This window comes from Sporosarcina sp. ACRSM (assembly GCF_022346545.1).
In the GTDB taxonomy this organism is placed as follows: Bacteria; Bacillota; Bacilli; order Bacillales_A; family Planococcaceae; genus Sporosarcina.
In genome coordinates, this window is record NZ_JAKRNU010000004.1 from 94,512 (window position 1) to 115,743 (window position 21,232).

General features: G+C 46.2%; 17 protein-coding genes and 1 other annotated feature. Of the genes, 12 read left to right on the plus strand and 5 right to left on the minus strand.

What is annotated here, in order from left to right; genetic code table 11:
• Positions 1-15: 15 nt before the first annotated feature.
• Together MHZ95_RS07795 and MHZ95_RS07800 are read right to left on the minus strand one after the other, a co-directional pair.
• Positions 16-2,457 (minus strand): sensor domain-containing protein, encoded by a 2,442-nt coding sequence (locus MHZ95_RS07795; protein WP_239390057.1) that lies wholly within the window; start codon positions 2,455-2,457, stop codon positions 16-18.
• Between the two features lie 327 nt (positions 2,458-2,784).
• Complete coding sequence (locus tag MHZ95_RS07800) at positions 2,785-4,707, minus strand: GTP-binding protein (protein WP_239390058.1); 1,923 nt, start codon at positions 4,705-4,707, stop codon at positions 2,785-2,787.
• Positions 4,708-4,828: 121 nt separating this feature from the next.
• Between MHZ95_RS07800 and MHZ95_RS07805 the strand changes: the two genes are divergently transcribed.
• The 4 genes from MHZ95_RS07805 to MHZ95_RS07820 all read left to right on the plus strand — a co-directional run bounded on the left by MHZ95_RS07805 (position 4,829) and on the right by MHZ95_RS07820 (position 8,904).
• Positions 4,829-5,005 (plus strand): hypothetical protein, encoded by a 177-nt coding sequence (locus MHZ95_RS07805; protein WP_239390059.1) that lies wholly within the window; start codon positions 4,829-4,831, stop codon positions 5,003-5,005.
• Positions 5,006-5,257: 252 nt separating this feature from the next.
• On the plus strand, positions 5,258-6,514 hold the full coding sequence (locus MHZ95_RS07810; RefSeq protein ID WP_239390060.1) for an MFS transporter: 1,257 nt from the start codon (positions 5,258-5,260) through the stop codon (positions 6,512-6,514).
• Between the two features lie 102 nt (positions 6,515-6,616).
• Complete coding sequence (locus MHZ95_RS07815; protein WP_239390061.1) at positions 6,617-7,261, plus strand: LytTR family DNA-binding domain-containing protein; 645 nt, start codon at positions 6,617-6,619, stop codon at positions 7,259-7,261.
• Between the two features lie 128 nt (positions 7,262-7,389).
• Positions 7,390-8,904 (plus strand): succinyl-CoA:acetate CoA-transferase ScpC, encoded by a 1,515-nt coding sequence (locus tag MHZ95_RS07820; protein ID WP_239390062.1) that lies wholly within the window; start codon positions 7,390-7,392, stop codon positions 8,902-8,904.
• A gap of 615 nt (positions 8,905-9,519) precedes the next feature.
• On the opposite strand, the gene mgtE is transcribed toward MHZ95_RS07820, so the two are convergent.
• Positions 9,520-10,878 (minus strand): magnesium transporter, encoded by a 1,359-nt coding sequence (gene mgtE, locus MHZ95_RS07825; protein WP_239390063.1) that lies wholly within the window; start codon positions 10,876-10,878, stop codon positions 9,520-9,522.
• Between the two features lie 99 nt (positions 10,879-10,977).
• Here mgtE and dacB point away from each other — a divergent pair, with 99 nt between their 5' ends.
• Together dacB and MHZ95_RS07835 are read left to right on the plus strand one after the other, a co-directional pair.
• Entirely contained in the window at positions 10,978-12,528 is a 1,551-nt protein-coding gene (gene dacB, locus MHZ95_RS07830; protein WP_239390064.1) for a D-alanyl-D-alanine carboxypeptidase/D-alanyl-D-alanine endopeptidase, read from the plus strand.
• Positions 12,529-12,759: 231 nt separating this feature from the next.
• Positions 12,760-13,518, plus strand: a complete 759-nt coding sequence (locus MHZ95_RS07835; RefSeq protein WP_239390065.1) for a TerC family protein — start codon at positions 12,760-12,762, stop codon at positions 13,516-13,518.
• A gap of 286 nt (positions 13,519-13,804) precedes the next feature.
• Here the strand turns inward: MHZ95_RS07835 and rluF are convergent, their stop codons facing one another.
• Entirely contained in the window at positions 13,805-14,509 is a 705-nt protein-coding gene (gene rluF / locus MHZ95_RS07840) for a 23S rRNA pseudouridine(2604) synthase RluF (RefSeq protein ID WP_239390066.1), read from the minus strand.
• A gap of 11 nt (positions 14,510-14,520) precedes the next feature.
• On the minus strand, positions 14,521-14,679 hold the full coding sequence (locus MHZ95_RS07845; protein WP_239390067.1) for a hypothetical protein: 159 nt from the start codon (positions 14,677-14,679) through the stop codon (positions 14,521-14,523).
• A gap of 333 nt (positions 14,680-15,012) precedes the next feature.
• Positions 15,013-15,250: a binding site (T-box leader), on the plus strand.
• Positions 15,251-15,320: 70 nt separating this feature from the next.
• Here MHZ95_RS07845 and trpE point away from each other — a divergent pair.
• From trpE to trpA, 6 genes are read left to right on the plus strand one after another with little or no spacing between them, the layout of a single operon-like run.
• Complete coding sequence (gene trpE / locus MHZ95_RS07850) at positions 15,321-16,706, plus strand: anthranilate synthase component I (RefSeq protein ID WP_239390068.1); 1,386 nt, start codon at positions 15,321-15,323, stop codon at positions 16,704-16,706.
• A gap of 34 nt (positions 16,707-16,740) precedes the next feature.
• Positions 16,741-17,772 (plus strand): anthranilate phosphoribosyltransferase, encoded by a 1,032-nt coding sequence (gene trpD / locus MHZ95_RS07855; protein WP_239390069.1) that lies wholly within the window; start codon positions 16,741-16,743, stop codon positions 17,770-17,772.
• Positions 17,769-18,557, plus strand: a complete 789-nt coding sequence (gene trpC, locus MHZ95_RS07860; RefSeq protein WP_239390070.1) for an indole-3-glycerol phosphate synthase TrpC — start codon at positions 17,769-17,771, stop codon at positions 18,555-18,557. Before trpD ends, trpC begins: the two co-directional genes overlap by 4 nt.
• Positions 18,554-19,168, plus strand: coding sequence for a phosphoribosylanthranilate isomerase (locus tag MHZ95_RS07865; RefSeq protein WP_239390071.1), 615 nt, complete (start codon positions 18,554-18,556; stop codon positions 19,166-19,168). The genes trpC and MHZ95_RS07865 overlap by 4 nt, the downstream gene beginning before the upstream one ends.
• Complete coding sequence (trpB, locus tag MHZ95_RS07870) at positions 19,168-20,370, plus strand: tryptophan synthase subunit beta (protein ID WP_239390072.1); 1,203 nt, start codon at positions 19,168-19,170, stop codon at positions 20,368-20,370. Before MHZ95_RS07865 ends, trpB begins: the two co-directional genes overlap by 1 nt.
• A complete protein-coding gene (trpA, locus tag MHZ95_RS07875) occupies positions 20,363-21,151 on the plus strand; it encodes a tryptophan synthase subunit alpha (protein ID WP_239390073.1) in 789 nt (262 codons plus the stop codon). Before trpB ends, trpA begins: the two co-directional genes overlap by 8 nt.
• Positions 21,152-21,232: the final 81 nt, after the last annotated feature.

A 21,232-nucleotide genomic window follows, 5' to 3' on the forward strand; every position in this document is an offset into this window, starting at 1 on the left:
TTTGAGATTCAATGATTAAATACGACTGAACAGCTTGTTGGCTTGTTGAAGCAGTTCTTCTGTCTGCTCTGGATTCAGCGGTTTGGAATACAAATAGCCTTGTGCTTCATCGCAGTGAAGGCTTTGTAGGAAGCGGGCTTGTTCTTCTGTTTCGACGCCTTCCGCAATGACATTCAAGTCCAAGTTTTTGGCGAGTGTAATAATGGTTTTGACGATTGCGCCATTCCTCTTGTCCAATCCTTGGATAAATGCCCCGTCAATTTTGACATGTGTGAGCGGCAATTTGCTTAAGTAGCTCAGTGAAGAATAGCCGGTTCCGAAATCATCGATACTGACATTGATGCCGATCTCGCGCAATTGTTGAAGAATCGACTGGCAATGTTGGGTATCGAATGTCATGCTTTCGGTGATTTCCAAGTTGAGATGATGAGCAGGTAATCCGGATTGCGCCAACGTTTCTGTCACCATCGTTACAAACGCGGTCTGTTTGAATTGGTAAGGCGAGACATTGACACTGATTTGGATAGGCGGCAGACCTTCATCAAGCCATTTTTTGACTTGGACGCAAGCGGTTTCGAGTACCCATTGCCCAAGTGGGATGATGAGCCCAGACTCTTCCGCAAGCGGAATGAATTGCGCAGGGGAAATCATCCCTTTTGTCGGATGGACCCAACGGATCAGCGCTTCGAGTCCTGTAATATGCCCCGTCGCCATATCGATTTGCGGTTGGTAATGGAGCATAAATTGATTGGACAGAAGGGCTTGTCGGAGCTCTGTCTCCAACGTCTTTTTTTCGACTAAGCTATGGTTGATTTCTTGTGTGAAAAATTGAAAGGTCCGATTCCCATTTTCCTTCGCCAAGTACATAGCTGTGTCTGCTTTCGTCATTAATGTATCGTAATCCTGCCCATCGTCAGGGAAGATGCTGATCCCGATACTCGGCGTGACGAAAACATCCAGATTTTTGAAATGGAAAGAGCGGGAGATCTCTTCAAGAATACATGTCGCGATTGCTTCGATTTCGGCAATTGGCTTCGAGGCCAACAGAATGACAAACTCATCGCCGCCAAGCCTAGCAACAATATCCTCTTCCTGAATACAGTCTTTCAATCTTTGGCCGACTACTTTCAATAATTCATCGCCGACTGCATGTCCCATCGTATCGTTGACATTTTTAAACCGATCCAGATCGATGAATAGCAAGGCGAAAGATTCGTCATTCTTTTGCGCTTGTTCAATCGCTTCATTGGTTTTCATTTGAAAAAGACGTCGATTCGGCAAACCCGTCAAATAGTCATAGTAAGCCATATGTTTCACAAGCTCTTCCGCTTCTTTACGCTGCGTAATATCGGTTGCTGTTCCTACAACTTCTACAACAGTCCCATTGTCAAAAATCGGGGATAAGTAGAGAAGGTAGGTGTCGGATGAGTGTTTGAGCTCAAATTGCACTTCTTCCCCAAGCATACTGCGTCTGAAATGCCTTTCTAACTTTTTGAATTCATCCTTTTCGAACGCATGCTGAAGTTGGTTGAGGGTGACCAGATCATCAGTAAGTCCGATTTTTTCCGCTGTTTTCCCTTCAATTAACGTAAACATGAAATTCCCATCGTCATCGGTTGTATAGGTGAATATAATATTTTGCAAGTTTTTTACTGTTTGACGGAAATCGTTTTTCAAAGCGATTTCAAGAGACTTTTCTGCATCTATACGGTCGGTGATATCGGTTCGGATAGCAATGTATTGGAAAGGCTTCCCCTTTTTGTTGAGGAAGGGGACAATGGTTGTGTTTACCCAATAATCCGAGCCGTCTTTTGCCCGGTTTTTTATATCCCCCTGCCAAATGCCTCCGTTCCCAATCGTTTTCCACATGTTTTTGAAAAAGGACTTTGGATGGAACCCGGAATTGACAATTTGGTGTGTCTGGCCGATCAGCTCTTCTGCAGAATACTGGGACAGCTCACAAAACTTATCGTTTACATACGTAATGATCCCTCTCTGGTTCGTGATGGCGACAACAGAGGATTGATCGAGTGCATTTTCTATATTCCGAAGTGTTTCCAGTGTCTTTTCATATTTTTGGGTCGTTTGGATTTTGGAAGTAATATCGATATCAAGGGAGACATACTGAGTGATTGTCCCGTCTTCATCATAGGTAGGGAAAATAGTTGCTTGCACCCAGTAAGGAGAGCCATCTTTGGCAAAGCTTTTGATTTGCTGTTGCCATACTCTGTCTTCGGCAAGTTCTTGCTGCATTTCTTCCACAAAGCTTTTGGCGGTGTATTCCGGGTTCAACATTCCGTAATGCTGCCCGATCAACTCCTCTTCACTATATTGGGATAGCTCGCAAAAGGGTTGATTGACATATGTGATGATGCCATTACAATCGGTGATGGACAGACAGAAATTCTCCTCCAGCAAAGCAGCAATCGGTGAAATATTTTTAAGGTCGGTCAACACAAATGAACAATTCCTTTCTTACAAGTAAGCTTTATATTATAGAGTAATCGAATTGTCGGGAGGGTCAAAAGTATTATTAGTGAAATTTGGACAAGTGTGTAATTAATCAATAAGATATAGGCATAAATGTTTATTTTGGGTAATTTGTTTATGCCATTAATACTAATTATACTTTATATTTCCGCTTGTGGAAAGTTTCAAGGTTAAAAAGAAGTTTAGTTTTATATCAAGAGTTTTTAAGGGGAAAAAGAAAAAACTACGTTCAACTTGGAACGTAGCTGAATAGATCAGTAGGTTTGCGGGGGTGTTTGTTCTTTAAAACGTTTTTTAGCAATGCATGGCTTGTTCGGCTTCTTGCCAAGGAACGGCATAGCCTTTTCCTTTGGCGCAGAAGATGGATGTCGATGTGTATTCAGGATCCGCGTCTTTGTCGTAACCGATTTCCTCGATAATTTGTTCCTCGTTATGGCAACGGTCGTATCCGCCGAAGAGGAGGCTGAGAGCTCCTTTGCCATGGGTGAAGGAGGCAAATGTCGTACTGTAGTTCATGAAGGTGGCGACGGGCACCTTGCCACTAATAATGACCGTATCTCCAACCGTTTCAGGAGGTCCGAAGTTTCCGGATGCCTGTTGGATATCGGATAGGACACGGCCAATCTGTTCGGTCGCGACTTTGATTTTAAAATCATAATACGGTTCAAGCAGGATGTTTTCCGCTTGTTCCAGTCCTTGTCGTAAGGCACGGTATGTTGCTTCACGGAAGTCACCGCCAGCTGTATGTTCGTTATGTCCTCGTCCTGTCAGCAAGGTGATTTTCACGTCGGTGAGGGCCGACCCGGTCAATAAACCATGATGATCACGCTCAAATAGATGTGTGCGAACTAAATTTTGATGGCCGATGGAAAGATCATTCGCATGGCAGGCATTTTCAAAGGTGATGCCGCTATTCCGTTCGCCCGGCTCTATTTTCAAATGGACTTCCGCGTAATGTTTGAGCGGTTCAAAATGGCCGTAGCCGATTACGGGAGTTCCAATCGTCTCCTTATAGAGTATTTTAGGATCCTCAAAGGCCACGTCCATTTGAAAACGTTCTTTCACGACCTCTTGCAACACTTCCAGTTGGATGACGCCCATAACATGGACGTGGATTTCCTGAAAGTGTTCGTCCCAATAAACGCGTAAAGAGGGGTCTTCCGCATCCAAATGTCTGAAGCAACTTAACACATCTTTGACATGGAGCGACGGATCAAAGACGACTTTCGATTTCAACGTGGGAATCAAGTTAAAGATAGCTTGTTCCTGAAGGGACCCGATGCCATCTCCTATGGACGCTTCGGTCAGGCCGGTTACCGCAAATAGTTCCCCCGCATGAACCTGTTCCACGGCTTTGTACTTATTGCCACTGTAGACTCGAATCTGTGTGATTTTTTCGGACTTCCCTCCGTAAAGCACTTCCTCCCGCACACGTAGCGTCCCGCTGAGGGCCTTGAGGAATGTGATTCGCTTGCCATTATCGTCATGCCGTATTTTGTATACCCGTGCAGCAAAGTCGTCCGTTTCGTTATAAGTGGTCTCCGTCAATTGGTCTAGCATTTCAAAGAAGTCCATGACACCGATGTCTTTTAGTGCGGAACCGCTAGTACAGGCAAAAACTTTGTTGTCGTGTATCATCGTTTTCAACGTTTTTAGCCAAAGCGCCTGCTCAAAGCCGGATTCCATATAGGTTTCAAGAAGTTCTTCATCCCGTTCTGCGATAAATTCAATGACTTCTTCAGTAAAAGAGGACGTAAAGTCAAAAATGTCTGCCGATAATTGGGTACGCATTTCGGAGAGGATGTTCTTGATATCCGTGCCTTCCCGGTCGGTTTTATTGATAAAGAAAAAGGTCGGGACTTGGTGTTTGCGCAGCAACTGCCAGACGGTTTCCGTATGCCCTTCTACGCCGTCCACGGCACTGATGATCAGCACAGCATAGTCCATCACTTGGATGGCCCTTTCCATCTCCGGGGAAAAGTCGACGTGGCCCGGTGTATCGATAAGGGTATAGGTGGACCCGTTATAGGAAATCACCGCTTGCTCTGCAAAGACAGTAATGCCTCTCTGTTTTTCGATGGCGTGATGATCGAGAAAAGTATCTTTATGATCGACGCGTCCACGCTGCCGGATGCTGTTCGTATGATAAAGCAATTGCTCTGAAAAAGTCGTTTTCCCTGCGTCCACATGCGCGAGAATTCCAATGGTCTTATACATGATGTCACCTCAATTCCAATCTTGTTGTACCGATTAGTATATCAAATCTGAAAGGAATGGTTGAGGGTGAATCGGTGTTATACTGGAGAGACAGATAGAGTATGAAGGGAGGCGATGAAGTATGCAATACTCGAAGCCGAAGATGGAACAACTGGTGAAAAACGATGCGGAACTGACGAAAAAGCTGAAACAGATCATGAAGGAACATGATTTGGAAAAAAGCTTTGCATTGAAGGCACTATACCATTCAGACGTCAAAGACGGTGGCAAATATCAGCGGGATTATCAGGAGTTATAATACTGTCTAAGCGTGGTGAGTTCGAACGAGCTCCTCACGCTTTTTTGTTCCACGTGAAACATTTTTTATTAATTCCTCTTTTTTGTGAATTCCAACAACCAATTATGAGGGAGGAATCGATTTCAAGAGGAAATAAAGGGAAAATCTTTTATTTTCTCGAAAAGAACAATTGAGAGGAAATGGGACATTCTTTATAAATATTTCGATGGTTTGTACTGTACACTATAGAAAAGTAAAGTTGGAGGTGGGGCAATGAAGAAGTACAGCAGTGCGGAAAATAGCTGGATGTTCTATGATTGGGCGAATTCGGCTTATTCCATCATCATCACGACTGCCGTTTTCCCGCTGTACTACAAAGCGGTTGCGACAGAAGCTGGTGTCAGTCTGTCGAACTCAACAGCGTATTTAGGATATACGGTCGCCATTGCGACATTCATCTTGGCGATGATCGGGCCTATTTTAGGAACGATAGCGGATTATGAAGGGTTGAAAAAGAAGTTTTTCTTATTCTTTTTCTTATTGGGCTCACTAGCGACCCTTTCTTTAGCGTTTGTTCCAGGCGATAATTGGTTGGCTTTATTGATCATTTATACGATTACGGCTGTCGGTTTCCATGGGGCAAATATATTTTACGATGCTTTTCTTGTTGATGTAACGCCTGAGGAACGGATGGACCATATTTCCGCCCGCGGTTTTGGGCTCGGGTATATCGGGAGTACAATTCCGTTCATTATCAGTATCGCCATCATTTTATTGGCAGGAAAAGGGGTGATCCCCCTTGCGACATCGATGGCTAGTAAATTGGCTTTTGTCATTACAGCGATTTGGTGGTTTTCGTTCACGGTTCCGATGCTGAAAAATGTGCATCAACTTCATGGCGTTAAACGGGAACCGCAATTGTTGGTCGGCAGCTTTAGACGGCTTGGTGGAACGTTTCGGGAAATCCGCAAATACCGGACTGTGTTTTTATTTCTAATTGCTTATTTCTTTTATATTGATGGCGTTGGGACGATCATTTCGATGTCGACAGCGTATGGAACGGATTTAGGGATTAGCTCAACCAATCTTCTCATCATCTTGTTCGTCACTCAAGTCGTGGCGGCGCCATTTGCGATCATTTATGGGAAACTGGCGCAGAAGTTCACGGGTAAAAAGATGTTATACGTCGGTATATTTGTCTATATGATTGTCTGTATTTACGCTTTTTTCATGAAAACGACGATGGACTTTTGGGTGTTGGCGATGCTGGTGGCAACGTCGCAAGGCGGTATTCAGGCGCTTAGCCGTTCCTATTTTGCGAGACTTGTACCGAAGGAAAAAGCGAATGAGTTTTTTGGTTTTTATAATATTTTTGGGAAGTTTGCATCGGTCATGGGTCCATTGCTATTAGGGGTGACCGCCCATTTGACGGGGAATTCCGCATACGGCGTATTCAGCCTCATTATCCTGTTTATCATCGGTATTGCTTTTCTTGCCAAAGTGCCAGAACCAGATGCGAAAACAAGTTGAAGGGAGACCCTGTGAAAACGGGTCTTCTTTTGCTTGTTTTGGGGCTTTCTTTTCATTGTAGTATAATGAAGGTAATAAACGTTTGGTAAAGGAGAAATTCGGATGGCGATGTTAAGTCTCGATGCCCTGTTGGATGTGATGGGCGAATTGTTTTCAGATGAAGTTTCAATTGCTGTATCGAATAAGGAAACGTATTTTTATTATCGCCCGAGTAAGCGCGTGGACTTGAAGATCAGACCGGGCGATCCAGTGAAAGAGGGAACGATTGCGCATAAGGCGATCAAGGATCGGCAGAAAGTATCGGAATTTATCAATCGGGATGTTTTCGGCATTCCTTATCATGGAATGGCTGTCCCTTTTTACAGTGATGGACAGGTGGACGGGTGCGTGACGGCCATCTATCCCGCTTACACGGACGGCAAATCGGTTGTGACTGTGAAGACGCAAGATGGCTGGAAACCGATTCCTTTTTCCGATGTTCATTATATTGAAGTGAAAGAACGGAAAACGTATGTCATGACGGATGACGTTTCGGGTACGCACAAAAACACTTTGCAAGAGTTCGAATATTTATTGCCTCGTGATGCTTTTGTCCGTTGTCACCGTTCTTTTATCGTCAATGTCCATCATATTAAAGAAATCTATCCGGACACGCACTCCACTTTTGTATTGGAAATGAACGACGGTTCCCGAATACCCGTGAGCCAATCGTATTCAAGTTATTTCCGTAAATTATTGGGATTCTGAAAATTGCTGTTTTATTCGCCAAAATCCCTGCTTTATCGAGCTTTTTCTTGACCAATCCCTAAATCCCCTTCTATGTAAGCGCTTCAGTTATAGTTATCTTAAGGTTATGAAAAAGGGGCGTGAAATAGATGACAAATCAACTGGATCGTATTAAAAATCATCAATTGCGTGATGTCGTTGTTTCCCCTGAAGAGGCAGCATCATGGATTGAAGATGGCATGACATTGGGATTGAGCGGATTTACACGGGCAGGTGATGCGAAAGCGGTACCATTGGCATTGGTGAAAAGAGCGGAAACAGAACGTTTCAAAGTGAACGTCTTTACAGGAGCATCTCTCGGGTCGGAAATTGACCGCCTGTTTGCGGAAGCGGATATCGTACATAAGCGGCTGCCTTTCCAAGCAGATCGCACGATGCGTTCGAAAATTAATAACGGGGATCATTTATTTGTCGATCATCACTTATCACATACAGCGGAGCTGATCCGTGCAGAAGTCATCGAACCGATCGACTTTGCCATTTTGGAAGCGGTGTCCATTACGGAAGACGGAATGGTCATCCCCACGACATCTGTTGGCAACTCCTTGACGTTTGCCCAACATGCGAAGTCCATCATCATTGAGATCAATACGGCGCAACCGCCGCAACTGGAAGGGCTTCACGATCTGTATGATCCGGGCAAACAAGGGGAGCGCGGACCGATCCCGCTTACAAAAGTGGATGACCGTATCGGTACAATTGGTATTCCGGTCGATGTAGAAAAGGTGAAAGGGATCGTCTTTACACATCAATTGGATTCCCCCTCTACCATTGAAGAACCGGATCATGAAACAGAGATTATGGCACAGCATCTATTAGCGTTTTTACGTACGGAAATTCAGGCGGGGCGTTTGACAGAGCGCCTTGCACCTTTGCAATCAGGTATCGGTTCCGTTGCCAATGCGGTGCTTCATGGCATGGTGAACTCGGAGTTTGAGGACTTGGAAGTGTATTCGGAAGTATTGCAGGATGCGGTATTCGATTTGATCGACGCAGGGAAGGTCCGTTTTGCTTCTTGCGCATCCATTACCTTATCGGAAGAGAAGATGGACCGCGTGTTCAATCATTTCGAGCAGTATCGGGATAAACTGATCATGCGTCCACAGGAAATCTCGAATCATCCGGAAATCATCCGTCGTCTCGGTTTGATTTCCATCAATACAGCTCTTGAGCTGGACATTTACGGCAATGTCAATTCAACGCATGTGACCGGGACAAAAATGATGAATGGCATCGGCGGCTCAGGAGATTTTGCCCGCAATGCACGTTTAGCCATCTTCGTTACGAAGTCGATCGCCAAAGGCGGCGATATTTCGAGTATCGTTCCATTCGTCTCCCACGTGGATCATACGGAACATGACGTCGATGTCATCGTCACGGAGCAAGGATATGCGGATTTACGTGGATTGGCGCCACGTGAGCGCGTAGGTCTCATTATCGAAAACTGCGCCCACCCGATGTATCGTGAACAACTGCGTGACTATTACAGCGAAGCACTTGAAAGAGGCGGTCAGACACCTCATGTACTGGAAAAAGCCTTTTCATGGCATACAAATTTAATGCAACATGGCTCCATGCGCGACCGGGTTGCAAAGTTCGTATAAAAGAATGGGAAGAGCTGAAACGGCATAGATTGTCGTATCAGCTCTTTTTCATTTTTAAAATAGACTGGGTGCATGGACAAGGTAGTAGTAGATGACGTAAAGCCAACCTAAACAACCATGGATGATTGCCCATCCAATAGACTGGTAGGCGGTATAGGAAATGACCATCGCAAGACAAGTTCCGAAACCAATCCCCCGTTGTACAAAGCTCACCGTTTTTTGATTGTGATACTCCCTTGCGCGTATCGCAAATCCTCCTTTTCCATCGGATCATTGGCATTTCTACAACTTACGCAGAATGATGAAATTCATGCGAAGCACTTTATCTTCATTCAGCAGAAGACTCCCACCTCCATAGGTGTCGGGATGAATGCAGTTTTGTTTCCTGTTTAGTGGGTGTTCAAACGCCCGCTGAACGAAGAGTAGAAGGCAACCTAAGTTCGCTGCGTCCTGCAGCAACGGTTGCATGACCCGAGCTCCTGGCGCCCGGAGCTAGATGCGAGCAAGCTCGAAAAAAATCTGGACGCAATTACGCCGAGGCGTAATTGATCATCTTTGTTTTAAAAATTCGTATACAAACCACTTTTTTTCGGGCAAGCTATTTTGGAAAAACATTCACATCAATTTTGAAATGAACATCGTGGCAATGCCGAAATAGATCAATAGCGACAAAATATCGTTGATGGTTGTAATAAGTGGACCGGATGCAACGGCAGGATCCACATTGAATTTATGCAAAATGAGCGGGATGACCGTTCCGGCCAATGTTCCGATAATCAAGGTGGCAAAGAGCGAGGCGCCCACGACGAGACCAAGCACAAAGCTGCCTTGCCAAATAAAGGCGATGATAAAAATAAGAACGGCACAGATGAGCCCGATCATTATACCGACCAGCAACTCACGAAATAATAGTTTCAACATCTTTTTCATATCCATGTCTTCAGAGACAAGACCGCGAACGACAACAGCGAGTGATTGAGTGCCGGTGTTGCCAGTCATGCCAGCGATCATCGGCATGAAAAAGGCGAGCGCAACGACAGTTTCAAGCGTGGCTTCGAAACGGGAAATGATGCTCCCGGAAATCAAACCGATGAACAGCAACAGAATCAGCCAAGGCAGACGACGGTAAGTGGCGACGGTCGGCTTCGTTTTAAAATCGATCTCTTTTCCGGAAGCGAGCAACATTTCAATATCTTCGTTCGCTTCCCGGACAACGATATCGAGCACATCATCCACCGTGACGATGCCAAGGAGAACACCATCCGCATCCACAACCGGAATGGACACATAATCGTAGCGGCCGATTACTTTTGCGACTTCTTCCTGTTTGGTCAACACATTCACTTGGATCAAATTGCGCGACATGATGTCTTCAATTCCCGCAAAAGGATCTGCCAGGAGCAGGTCGCGATAGGAAACGACGCCTACAAGTTTTTTATCATCGTCAATGACATATAAATAATTTAAGTACGTTGCGAGTGTCGCAAAGCTTTTTAGTTTTTTTATCGCACGTTCCACCGTATAGGAAGTGTGGACCCAAATATAACGGTTTGTCATTGCCCTGCCTGCTGTTTTCGGTGGATAGTCCATAATATGCCGGATGACGGTCATTTCGTCTTGTTTCATCTCCGAAATCAGGGCATCAATTTCAGTTTTGGACAACCCCGATAATAGAAAGGCGAGATCATTGTTTTTCATCATTTCCAAAATATCGGTCGACCGGTTCGGATCGATTGTGCGCAGGATATGCAGTTGTGCATCGCGCGACAGATGACGTAATAGACCTGTCAACTCCTCCATCGATAACCAATCTAGAAAGAGGGGATGATGTTTAACGGGCAAACATTTATATTGGACGGCTATGTCGTATGGCTTCAATTCTTTTATGATTTCATGAAAGGTATCTTGCTTTCCTTCTTTCAAAACTTGAATGATGGCACGTGCAATATCGTTTTCAGCAACTTTAGGAACCATGGAATACACCTCACTTTCTCTATGTATTCCCCTTATTTATTTACCGGAAAACATACAAGGATAATCGCTATACTGAAAAAACAAGGAGACGATCGTGAAATGAAACAAAGGCGTGCTTGGCAAATAGGGATTCTTATTGGAATGATTGTGTTCGTTGGAGGGATGATGATCGCCTTCAATCAGGAGGGAGAGGAAGCAAGCGTCAAGGAGATGATTACCGTCTCTGCCGAACTTGAACAATCATTGCCTGAGCCTCTCTCTGACACTCAAGAATTCCCGGAAGTAGACAAGTTGCTGAAGGATCCAAGATTACAGGGCGCGACTACTGCGATAAGTGTGCGCCATGCAGTAAGCGGGGAAGTCATTTATGCGCATCAAGGCAATACACGCGTCCATCCGGCATCCGTCATGAAACTATTCACAGGAGCGGCGGTGCTCGAAACGCTTGGCGAGGATCACCGATTTAAAACAGAGTTGTATATGGATGGGAAGATTCAAAATGGCGTGCTCGATGGCGATCTTTATTTGAAGGGGCTGGGGGATCCGACGCTCATGATGAAAGACTTGAAAGCCTTCGCTGCCGAGCTGAAGGCGAAGGGCGTTCGTACAATCAATGGTCAAATTTTTGGGGATGATAGTTGGTATGATCAAGTACGGCTTTCTCAAGACTTGAATTGGTCCGATGAACCCTTTTACACGGGTGCGCAAGTATCTGCGCTGACCCTTTCACCAAATGAGGACTATGACGCGGGAACAGTGATCGTCGAGGTACAGCCGGGCAAAAAATCGGGCCAAGCCGGCAAGATTCGTATGGTTCCTGCCAATAGCTATTTGACAATCGTCAACAATACGAAGACCGTAGCGAAAAAAGGAAAGAAGAACATCCAAGTGGAACGTCAGCATGGGACGAACACCGTGATTGTATCGGGAACCATCCCAATCGGTGCATCTAAGGCTCGTTCTTGGTCATCGGTTTGGGAACCGACGGACTATGCCGTTAACGTATTCAAACATGTCTTGGAAGACCAAGGCATCGCTGTTTCCCCTGCCTCGAAAGTCGGGAGCAGCACAGTTCCGAAAGGCGCCGTATTAGTGGCAGATAAATCATCGATCCCATTGAAAGAATTACTCATCCCCTTCATAAAACTGAGTAACAATGGGCATGCGGAAGTGTTGGTCAAAGAGATGGGGCGTCTGCCGGGCGGCGCAGGCAGTTGGGAAAAGGGACTGGCCGTCATGGACAATCAACTCGCGTCCATGGGACTGGATACGAAAAACATGCAGCTCCGCGACGGATCAGGTATGTCTCATAAAAACCTCGTCACAGCCAACGAAGTGACCCACTTGCTATACGTGGCGCGGTCCAAACCATGGTACCCGACCTTTCTACAAGCATTGCCAGTCGCAGGCCATGACGAGCGACTAATCGGCGGTACATTGCGCAACCGCATGAAAGGGACAGCCGCCGCAGGCAATGTCCGGGCGAAAACAGGGGCGCTGAATGGAGTAACTGCGCTGTCGGGGTATATTGAAACCAAAGAGGGTGAAACACTAATCTTTTCGATTATGATCAATAATTATTTGAGTGAATCGATTCATGAAGTCGTGGATGGCATCGTAGTGGCGCTTGTGGATGTTCGGTTGGAATGAACGGCGGCTCCATCCTTGAGCTGGATATTTATATTAAAAACATATAGAGGAGACTGGGGAGGAACCTATTTGGGCTAATGTTGCAGTGGCTATACAGAATTAACAGTGCTTGTTAGTTTTAAAGGAGTATTTTGATTTGAGAGGTTTTAGGTATTCATTTGGAATAGTGGGAAATTCTATTATTAACAAAACTTTTACCTGATTTTTTAGCTTTAGAAAGGAGAGAGGTGAATGGAGTCAATATGGCTAGAGTATGCTTGGACATTGTTAATTTTAATCGGATTAGAAGGATTGTTATCGGCTGACAATGCCCTTGTACTAGCAGTTATAGCCAAGCATTTACCCGAAGATCAGAAAAAAAGAGCTATCAATTACGGAATCATTATGGCTTTTGCTTTCCGGTTTGCTGCCCTTTTTGCCATTTCATTTATTGCGAATGTCTGGCAGATACAGGCAATAGGCGCAGCTTATCTTCTTTACCTAGGGCTAAAGCATATCATTCGGGCACGATTCGGAAAAGACAATAAGAATATTCATAAGGACGATGAAAAGGAATCGGCAGGTAAAGGCTACTGGAGCACAGTAGGGAAGATAGCATTAGCTGATCTTGCTTTTGCAATTGATTCGATACTAGCTGCGGTTGCACTTGCCTTGGGTCTTCCAGATTCACCGCTAGGCAATTTCGGTGGTATGGACGGAGGACAGTTCATTGTTGTTGTTCTGGGAGGTATTGCCGGCCTTGTCTTAATTAAATTTGCAGCAACTTGGTTTGTGCAACTTCTTGAAAAACGTCCAGCATTGGAAACAACAGCATATGCAATTGTTGCCTGGGTCGGTGTCAAACTTGCTGTAATTACCCTTGCTCATGAGGATATTGGTGTCTTAAACCATAACTTTCCACACAGTACAGCTTGGACTTTGATTTTCTATGGAGTATTAGTCGGTATTGCCTTAATTGGTTGGTTTGCGCCGAGGAATAAGTCAATTTAGAAAAGTATCTCAGGATAATAAAGAGAGAAAAGAAAAGGGAGTATACTTAATTGCACTTAGCATATTCAAATTCCATTAAACATTTGTGCTTTCTCTACCTTACGGAATAAAAATTAGATTTTTAAACAACTTTGTTGTCATTGTGCCAATCCACTAAACTTCCCAAATCGCGTTATCACCAAGCCCTAGTTCATTCTATTCAACTTTAGTTAATGCTTCGATTTGTGTATTAGAGAAAAAACAGTACCATGTCCAATGAATTGGACACAGTACTGTTTTTGTTGTGCTATCGTTTTGGCTGATAATCCAGTGTCCGGAACAGTTCCGCAAGTTCTTCCTCTGTCAAGTCGCGCCATTGACCAATTGGTAAATTGCCGAGATGGATATTGAGGATACGGGTCCGTTGCAGTTTGCGGACGTTATAGCCAAGGGCGGAGCACATGCGGCGGATTTGACGGTTCAGTCCTTGGGTTAAAGTGATGTTGAAGGTGCGTGGACCGAGCTTTTTCACTTTACAAGGTTTGGTGACCGTCCCTAAAATTTTGACGCCGGATTCCATTTTGTCGATGAAGGTTTGCGTGATCGGATGATCGACGGTGACGATATATTCTTTTTCGTGGCCGTGTTCTTCGCGCAGGATTTCATTGACGATATCGCCGTCGTTCGTTAAGAGGAGCAGTCCATTTGAGTCTTTATCGAGCCGACCGATATGGAAAATGCGCAAGGGATGATTGACGAAATCGACGACATTCCCTGCGATGTGACGTTCTGTTGTGCTGGTGATGCCAACGGGTTTGTTGAGGGCGATGTAGACAAGTTGCTCTTCCGTTTTCACCGGTTTTCCGTCGACTTGTACATTGTCACCATCTTCGACTTTGCTGCCGAGTTCGGCGGGTTGCCCATTGATCGTAACGCGCCCATCTTCAATCCATTTATCCGCGCCACGCCGCGATACGATACCCGCTTCGCTTAAATATTTATTGATTCTCATGAGTTGTCACCCTATCCGCGAAATTGCTTTCCTCCATTGTAGCGCGTTGATAGTAGATTCGCCAATAACTCATTGGTAAGCGCCAATAATTTGCCTGCAAGCGCCAATAATTTGCCTGCAAGCGCCAATAATTTGCCTGCAAGCGCTAATAACTTGTGAACTAACGCCAATATCTAGATCGCGGACGCCAATAATTATCTTCGCGCTCAAAAAGTTCGCGGAACGCTCAAAGTGCGGTCCGCATGCTCAAAAACTCCCACCAACGCTCAAACTTCAATCTTCGCGCTCATTCAATCCCCCTCCGCGCTCATAAGCAAGGCAATCCCCTTCCTCAAATTGTCATACCTTCACCCAATCCAAAGACTTATTTAATTCCGAAAAGGTTGACGATTGGTTTTATTTGTACTATGCTAGTAACAACTTTTATGTTCGAAGACGGGCAGGAGGTACCGGGAGCGGTGCCGCCCACGGAACAGATGAGCTTAGACGAGATGAGAATAGCTGAGAAATTGTTGAATAAGAAGAGTAGCAATGGTTTGCGATTTTAAGAGAGTCAGTGGTTGGTGGAAACTGATACGCGACCTTTGTGAATGGGCTTATGAGAGCTGTTTCGAACCTTTTTTGGATGGTTCAAGGCAGACGTAGATCCCACGTTACGGGAAGTGCTGATGATTCGGCACGCTAAGTGGAAGCAGTAATGCTTCAATCAGAGGTGGCAACGCGGTCAATTCCGTCCTCTGCAATCGGACTTCTATGTCCTTTTGCAGGGGACTTTTTTATTTTCCCCATAGAATAGGAGAGTTGAGTTGAGATGAGTATAGAGCAGAAGAGTTTACGGACGACGGTGAAGAAGTTGAATGGTGATTCGCTTACCCCGATTTTGATTTTTAGAAAGATGCAGGGCAAACGGAAGTTTTTGCTGGAAAGTTCCTCCAAGCATGAGGGGTCGGGACGTTATTCGTTCATCGGGATGGATCCGTTGAAGTCGTATAGCGGCAAGGATGGCAAGATTGAGGAGTACATCTTTAAGACGGGGAAGACGTATCAGCATGAGGGAGATCTGTTTGTTCTGTTGAAACGGCTGATGCCGCGGATTTCGGATGACCTCGATTTTCCATTCACGGGCGGGGCAGTCGGCTATGTCGGGTACGGGGCAGGAAGAGACGACGCTAAGCATTCAGAAGACAATCTTGGATTCCCTGAAGTCCATTTTAATATATATGAAACGATTGTCGTGTTTGACCATGTGTTAAATGAAGTGACGATCTTGCATACGGAAATCAGTGAAGTGCAAAAGACGCCTGATTTGGACGCATTCGTTGATCAATTGTTAACTGGGCGGGAAAAAGAAGACGGTGGCATTGAACTGGGCGAGTATTCTTGTCCCGTGACGCAACAGCAATTTGAAGAGCTTGTGCGAGAGGCGAAGCGCCATATTGAAGCGGGGGAAATCGAACAAATCGTATTGTCTAGAAGGTTGGTTGCAGATTTCAAAGGCGATCCGTTTTCCTTGTATCGCAAGTTGAGAAAGCAGAATCCATCCCCTTATATGTATTACATGGAATTTGATGATCATGTCGTCGTGGGAACGTCACCGGAAAGCTTAGTCCGTGTATCGGACGGCACCGTGATGACCAACCCGATTGCGGGGACACGAAGACGTGGGAAAGATGCCGCGGAAGATGCAGCGCTTGAACAAGAATTGCTGGCAGACCCGAAAGAGCTTGCAGAACATGACATGCTTGTGGAATTGGGACGCAACGATATGAATACCATTTGTGAGACAGATTCCGTTCAGGTGAGGAATTATAAGCAAGTGGTCCGTTATGAACATGTCATGCATCTCGTGTCGGAAGTGGAAGGGAAATTATTGCCGGTTCTTCACCCATTGGATGCCTTGACGGCTGTTCTTCCAGCAGGAACGGTGAGTGGGACGCCGAAACAGCGGGCGATGAAATTGATTGATGAGTTGGAGCAGATGGATCGAGGTATTTACGGTGGTGCGATCGGTTATATCGGTTTTAACGGCAATATGGATTTTGCGTTGACGATCCGCACGATGATCGTGAAAGACGGAAAAGCCTATGTGCAGGCAGGTGCAGGAATCGTGGCAGCATCCGATCCAACTGCGGAATATATGGAAACGGCGAACAAAGCACGCTCCTTGTTGGAAGTTGTGCAACGAGAAGACGAGTAAGCAAGTAGATTAGAAGAGCAGAGGAGAGATCAGGATGAGAAAATACATCGAAAAAGTGAAAAAGAAAAATCACCTATTATACGAAGAAATGTTGGAAGCGTCCAAGTACATCTTCGATGAACGGACGGATTCGCAGGAGATCATCGATTTTCTTGTAGCGCTTTCCCGCAAAGGGGAGACGGCGCAGGAAGTGGCTGCACTGGCTAATGTCATGAAATCGTACGCGGTGCAGTTGGATGTTCCGGAAGGTGTTTATATGGATAACTGTGGAACAGGCGGGGACGGTTCCAACAGTTTTAATATCAGTACGGCATCTGCCTTTGTCCTTGCTGGTACAGGAGTGGCGGTTGCCAAGCATGGCAATCGGAAAATCTCCAGTGCGGCAGGCAGTTCTGATGTGTTAGAAGCACTTGGCATTCATGCCGATTTCAGTGAGGAAGAATCGATGGCCATGCTTGATCAGGAAGGTATCACGTTTTTATTTGCCCAAAAGGTCCATCCGAAAATGAAACGGATCGGTGCCATCCGTCAGCAAATCGGCAAGCCGACCATTTTCAATCTTGTCGGCCCTTTGACTAATCCATTGCCGCTGAAAACGCAATTTACAGGCATTAACCGTCCGGACTTTGTCATGGATTATGCATCGGTTCTGCGCATGCTTGGCAGGGAGCGCGCTATCGTTGTATCCGGTGCGGGCGGAATGGATGAGGCATCACTGGCGGGGCAAAACACGTTTGTTTTATTGGATAAAGGGGACCTCATCCCGTTCTCTTTGACAGCGGACGAAGTCGGGCTTGATCACGCTCCCGCATCTGCTATCCGCGGCGGAGATGCGAAAGAAAATGCTGCGATTATCCGCTCCATTTTCCAAGGGAAACGTGGCCCGCATTTCGACACGGTCGCTTTCAATGCAGGGATTGGCTTGTTCGCCAATGGCCATGTGACGACGATTCAAGAAGGAATCAAACGGGCGACCGATTGCATTTTATCTGGAAAAGCGCTTCAGAAATTAGAGGCTGTCGTAGCATTTAGTGAAAAAATCAACCAGAAGGCGGTGGCGAGATGACGATTTTAGATAAGATCATCGCAGAGAAGCGAGTAGAAGTGGAGCGTCTATTGGAACAAAACATCGACTTGCGGAGTGAAACGGTATCACGCCCATCTTTGTTTAAAACATTTTACGAGGCGGAACATTTGCAAGTCATTTCAGAAATCAAACGTGCATCGCCTTCCAAAGGGTTGATCGCAGAAGGAGCCGATCCTGTCGCACAGGCAGAAATTTATGTGAACGCGGGTGCGGCGGCCATCTCTGTACTGACGGATACGCCTTTCTTCAAAGGCTCATTCGATGATTTGGCGGCAGTCGCGAACCATGTTGACATCCCGTTGCTGTGTAAAGATTTCATCATCCATCAAGTGCAGATCGACCGGGCTAAACATGCCGGTGCTTCTGTCATCTTGCTCATCGTGGCGGCACTTTCTGATCAAGAACTTGCGGAACTCCATGCCTATGCTACTGCATCTGGATTGGAAGTGCTTGTGGAAGTGCATGACGTCGAGGAGTTGCAACGGGCATTGGCCATCGATGCCAAGCTGATCGGCGTCAATAACCGCGATCTTCGTACGTTTACAGTGGATTTGAAAAAGACAGAAGAAATTGCAGCCCTTTTCCCATTCCATGAAGAGCGGGTGTTGATTAGTGAAAGTGGGATTTGGGAAGCGGAAGATGCCCAATTCGTAGCGAATGCCGGGGCAAAAGCGATTCTTGTTGGGGAATCATTGATGCGCAGCGGAAATGCCGATGAAACATTACGCTCCTTGCAAGTAACATTTTCGGAGGTAGTCCAATGACGAAAGTGAAGATTTGTGGATTGATGGAATCCCAACATGTGAAAGTGGCGGTGGACGCAGGCGCGGATGCCATCGGATTTGTTTTTGCACCGAGTAAGCGCCGCATCTCCATTCAGGAAGCAAAGGAATTGGCAAAAGATATTCCTTCTCATGTGGAGAAAATTGGTGTCTTTGTCAATGCGTCGATCGAAGAATTGCAACAGACCTATCGGGAAGTGCCGCTCGACTTTGTCCAATTACATGGGGATGAAAATGCCGAACTCATACAAGAAGCCGGACTACCTTCCATTAAAGCATTATCGGTTCGCAGCGTTGAAGATGTCGAACGCGCCAGCCAATATGAGGCGGATTATTATTTATTCGACACGCCGGGGACGGAATTTAGAGGCGGAAGCGGATTGACGTTTGACTGGGAATTGATGAACGGTGCCGGTGTATCGACGGATAAAGTCATATTGGCGGGGGGATTGAAACCGGACAATGTCGGTGAGGCCATTCGGCGCGTGAAGCCTTATATGGTGGATGTCTCGAGTGGTGTGGAACTGGATGGACGAAAAGATGAGCAATTGATCCGTGCCTTTGTGCAAGCGGTGAAAGAGGAGGAAAACTGATGGTGCAAAATGTGGAGCAGAAGGCAGGACGCTATGGCAAGTTCGGTGGGCAATTCGTTCCGGAAACATTGATGACGGCATTGATCGAATTGGAAGCAGCATATGAGGAAGCGATTGCAGATCCGGCTTTCAACGAAGAAGTGGAATACTATTTAAAGGATTTTGTCGGACGGGAAACAGCACTCTTTTTTGCAGAGCGTTTAACGAAGGCGGCGGGTGGCGCGAAGATTTATTTGAAGCGCGAAGATTTGAACCATACCGGTGCCCATAAAATCAATAATGCGATCGGTCAGGCGTTGTTGGCTATGCGGATGGGTAAAAAGAGAATCGTAGCAGAAACCGGGGCAGGTCAGCATGGTGTGGCTACAGCGACGGCTTGTGCGCTGTTCGGCCTTGAATGCATCGTTTTCATGGGCAAGGAAGATGTACGCAGGCAGGAATTGAACGTTTTCCGGATGGAATTGCTAGGGGCGAAGGTCGTTTCGGTTGATCAAGGCGCAGGGACACTGAAAGACGCGGTCAACGAAGCGTTGCGCTATTGGGTCGCCAATGTGGAAGACACGCATTATATTTTAGGCTCGGCACTCGGTCCACATCCATTCCCAAGAATCGTCCGTGATTTCCAACGCGTAATCGGCGTGGAAACGAGAAAGCAAATCATGGAGAAAGAAGGAAGATTGCCGGATGCGGTTGTCGCTTGTATCGGCGGCGGGAGCAATTCGATTGGCATGTTCCATCCGTTCATAGAAGATGAGGGTGTCGCTTTGTACGGCGTGGAAGCGGCAGGAAGCGGCATTGAAACAGGGCTGCATGCCGCGGCGATTGCAGGAGGAAAAGAAGGGGTTCTGCACGGGGCGAAGATGTATATTTTGCAAGATGAAGATGGATTCATCCAGGAAGCACACTCCATCTCAGCCGGCCTGGACTATCCGGCGGTCGGCCCTGAACATTGCCATTTGCATGATATCGGTCGTGTCACCTATACTTCCGTCACGGATGCAGGTGCGTTGGAAGGTTTGCAGTTACTGGCAAAAACGGAAGGGATCATTCCTGCTTTGGAAAGTTCGCATGCTGTACACTATGCTGTTGAACTGGCCGGGAAAATGCAAGAAGATGAAATCGTCGTCATTTGTTTATCAGGACGCGGCGATAAAGATGTGCAGACAGTACGGGATGCACTTGGAGGTGTAACCAATGACTAAAAAGGTGTTGGAAAATGCGATTCGTACATGTGTCGAGCGTGGCGATCAAGCATTTGTCCCTTATATGATGGCAGGCGACGGCGGCATCGGTACATTGAAAGAGCAGATCCTATTTCTGCAACAAGCGGGTGTCACCGCGATTGAACTCGGTATCCCATTTTCAGATCCGGTGGCGGATGGACCGGTGATCCAGCAAGCAGGCGCACGGGCACTTGCGCAAGGCGTGACGTTGCGCAAAGTGTTGAAAGAACTTCGTTTATTCCGCGATGAAGTGAAAGTGCCACTTGTCTTGATGCTGTATTTGAATCCGATATTAAGAATGGGCATCACAGAATTTGTTGAGGAGTGTGAAGCTAGTGGAATCGCCGGATTGATCGTTCCGGATTTACCACTTGAAGAAAGTGGATTATTACGTGATGAATTGGGGCATACTGATATTGCACTCATTCAATTGGTATCTTTGACAAGTTCACCGGAACGAATCCAGAAAATCACCGCTGCTGGTGAAGGATTCATCTACGCAGTGACGGTCAATGGCATTACCGGTGTCCGTTCCGGCTTTGGCGATCAACTGGAAACCCATTTGGAACAGCTGAAGGCAGTCAGTCCGGTTCCTGTGCTCGCCGGCTTTGGTATTTCAACGCCTGAACAAGTCCGATCCATCGGTGCTTTTGCAGATGGCGTCATTGTCGGCAGTGCAATTGTCGATGCATTTCACCGTAACGATTTAGCCACGGTGGAAGCATTGGTGAAAGCTTCGAAAAAAGAAATCGTCAGCTAAACAAACACCTCTTTTCATGTAACTGAAAGCATGGAAAGAGGTTTTTATCGGATTTATTCAGCCCATTGCCTATAGGGTTGG

Excerpts from the sequence above, each read along its gene's own strand:
- mgtE (WP_239390063.1), bottom strand. The coding sequence starts at position 10,878 with ATGGTTCCTAAAGTTGCTGAAAACGATATTGCACGTGCCATCATTCAA.
- MHZ95_RS07815 (WP_239390061.1), top strand. The coding sequence starts at position 6,617 with ATGGCGATGTTAAGTCTCGATGCCCTGTTGGATGTGATGGGCGAATTG.
- trpB (WP_239390072.1), top strand. The coding sequence starts at position 19,168 with ATGGTGCAAAATGTGGAGCAGAAGGCAGGACGCTATGGCAAGTTCGGT.
- trpD (WP_239390069.1), top strand. The coding sequence starts at position 16,741 with ATGAGAAAATACATCGAAAAAGTGAAAAAGAAAAATCACCTATTATAC.
- MHZ95_RS07805 (WP_239390059.1), top strand. The coding sequence starts at position 4,829 with ATGCAATACTCGAAGCCGAAGATGGAACAACTGGTGAAAAACGATGCG.
- MHZ95_RS07820 (WP_239390062.1), top strand. The coding sequence starts at position 7,390 with ATGACAAATCAACTGGATCGTATTAAAAATCATCAATTGCGTGATGTC.
- trpE (WP_239390068.1), top strand. The coding sequence starts at position 15,321 with ATGAGTATAGAGCAGAAGAGTTTACGGACGACGGTGAAGAAGTTGAAT.
- MHZ95_RS07835 (WP_239390065.1), top strand. The coding sequence starts at position 12,760 with ATGGAGTCAATATGGCTAGAGTATGCTTGGACATTGTTAATTTTAATC.
- dacB (WP_239390064.1), top strand. The coding sequence starts at position 10,978 with ATGAAACAAAGGCGTGCTTGGCAAATAGGGATTCTTATTGGAATGATT.
- trpC (WP_239390070.1), top strand. The coding sequence starts at position 17,769 with ATGACGATTTTAGATAAGATCATCGCAGAGAAGCGAGTAGAAGTGGAG.
- rluF (WP_239390066.1), bottom strand. The coding sequence starts at position 14,509 with ATGAGAATCAATAAATATTTAAGCGAAGCGGGTATCGTATCGCGGCGT.
- MHZ95_RS07800 (WP_239390058.1), bottom strand. The coding sequence starts at position 4,707 with ATGTATAAGACCATTGGAATTCTCGCGCATGTGGACGCAGGGAAAACG.
- trpA (WP_239390073.1), top strand. The coding sequence starts at position 20,363 with ATGACTAAAAAGGTGTTGGAAAATGCGATTCGTACATGTGTCGAGCGT.
- MHZ95_RS07810 (WP_239390060.1), top strand. The coding sequence starts at position 5,258 with ATGAAGAAGTACAGCAGTGCGGAAAATAGCTGGATGTTCTATGATTGG.
- MHZ95_RS07865 (WP_239390071.1), top strand. The coding sequence starts at position 18,554 with ATGACGAAAGTGAAGATTTGTGGATTGATGGAATCCCAACATGTGAAA.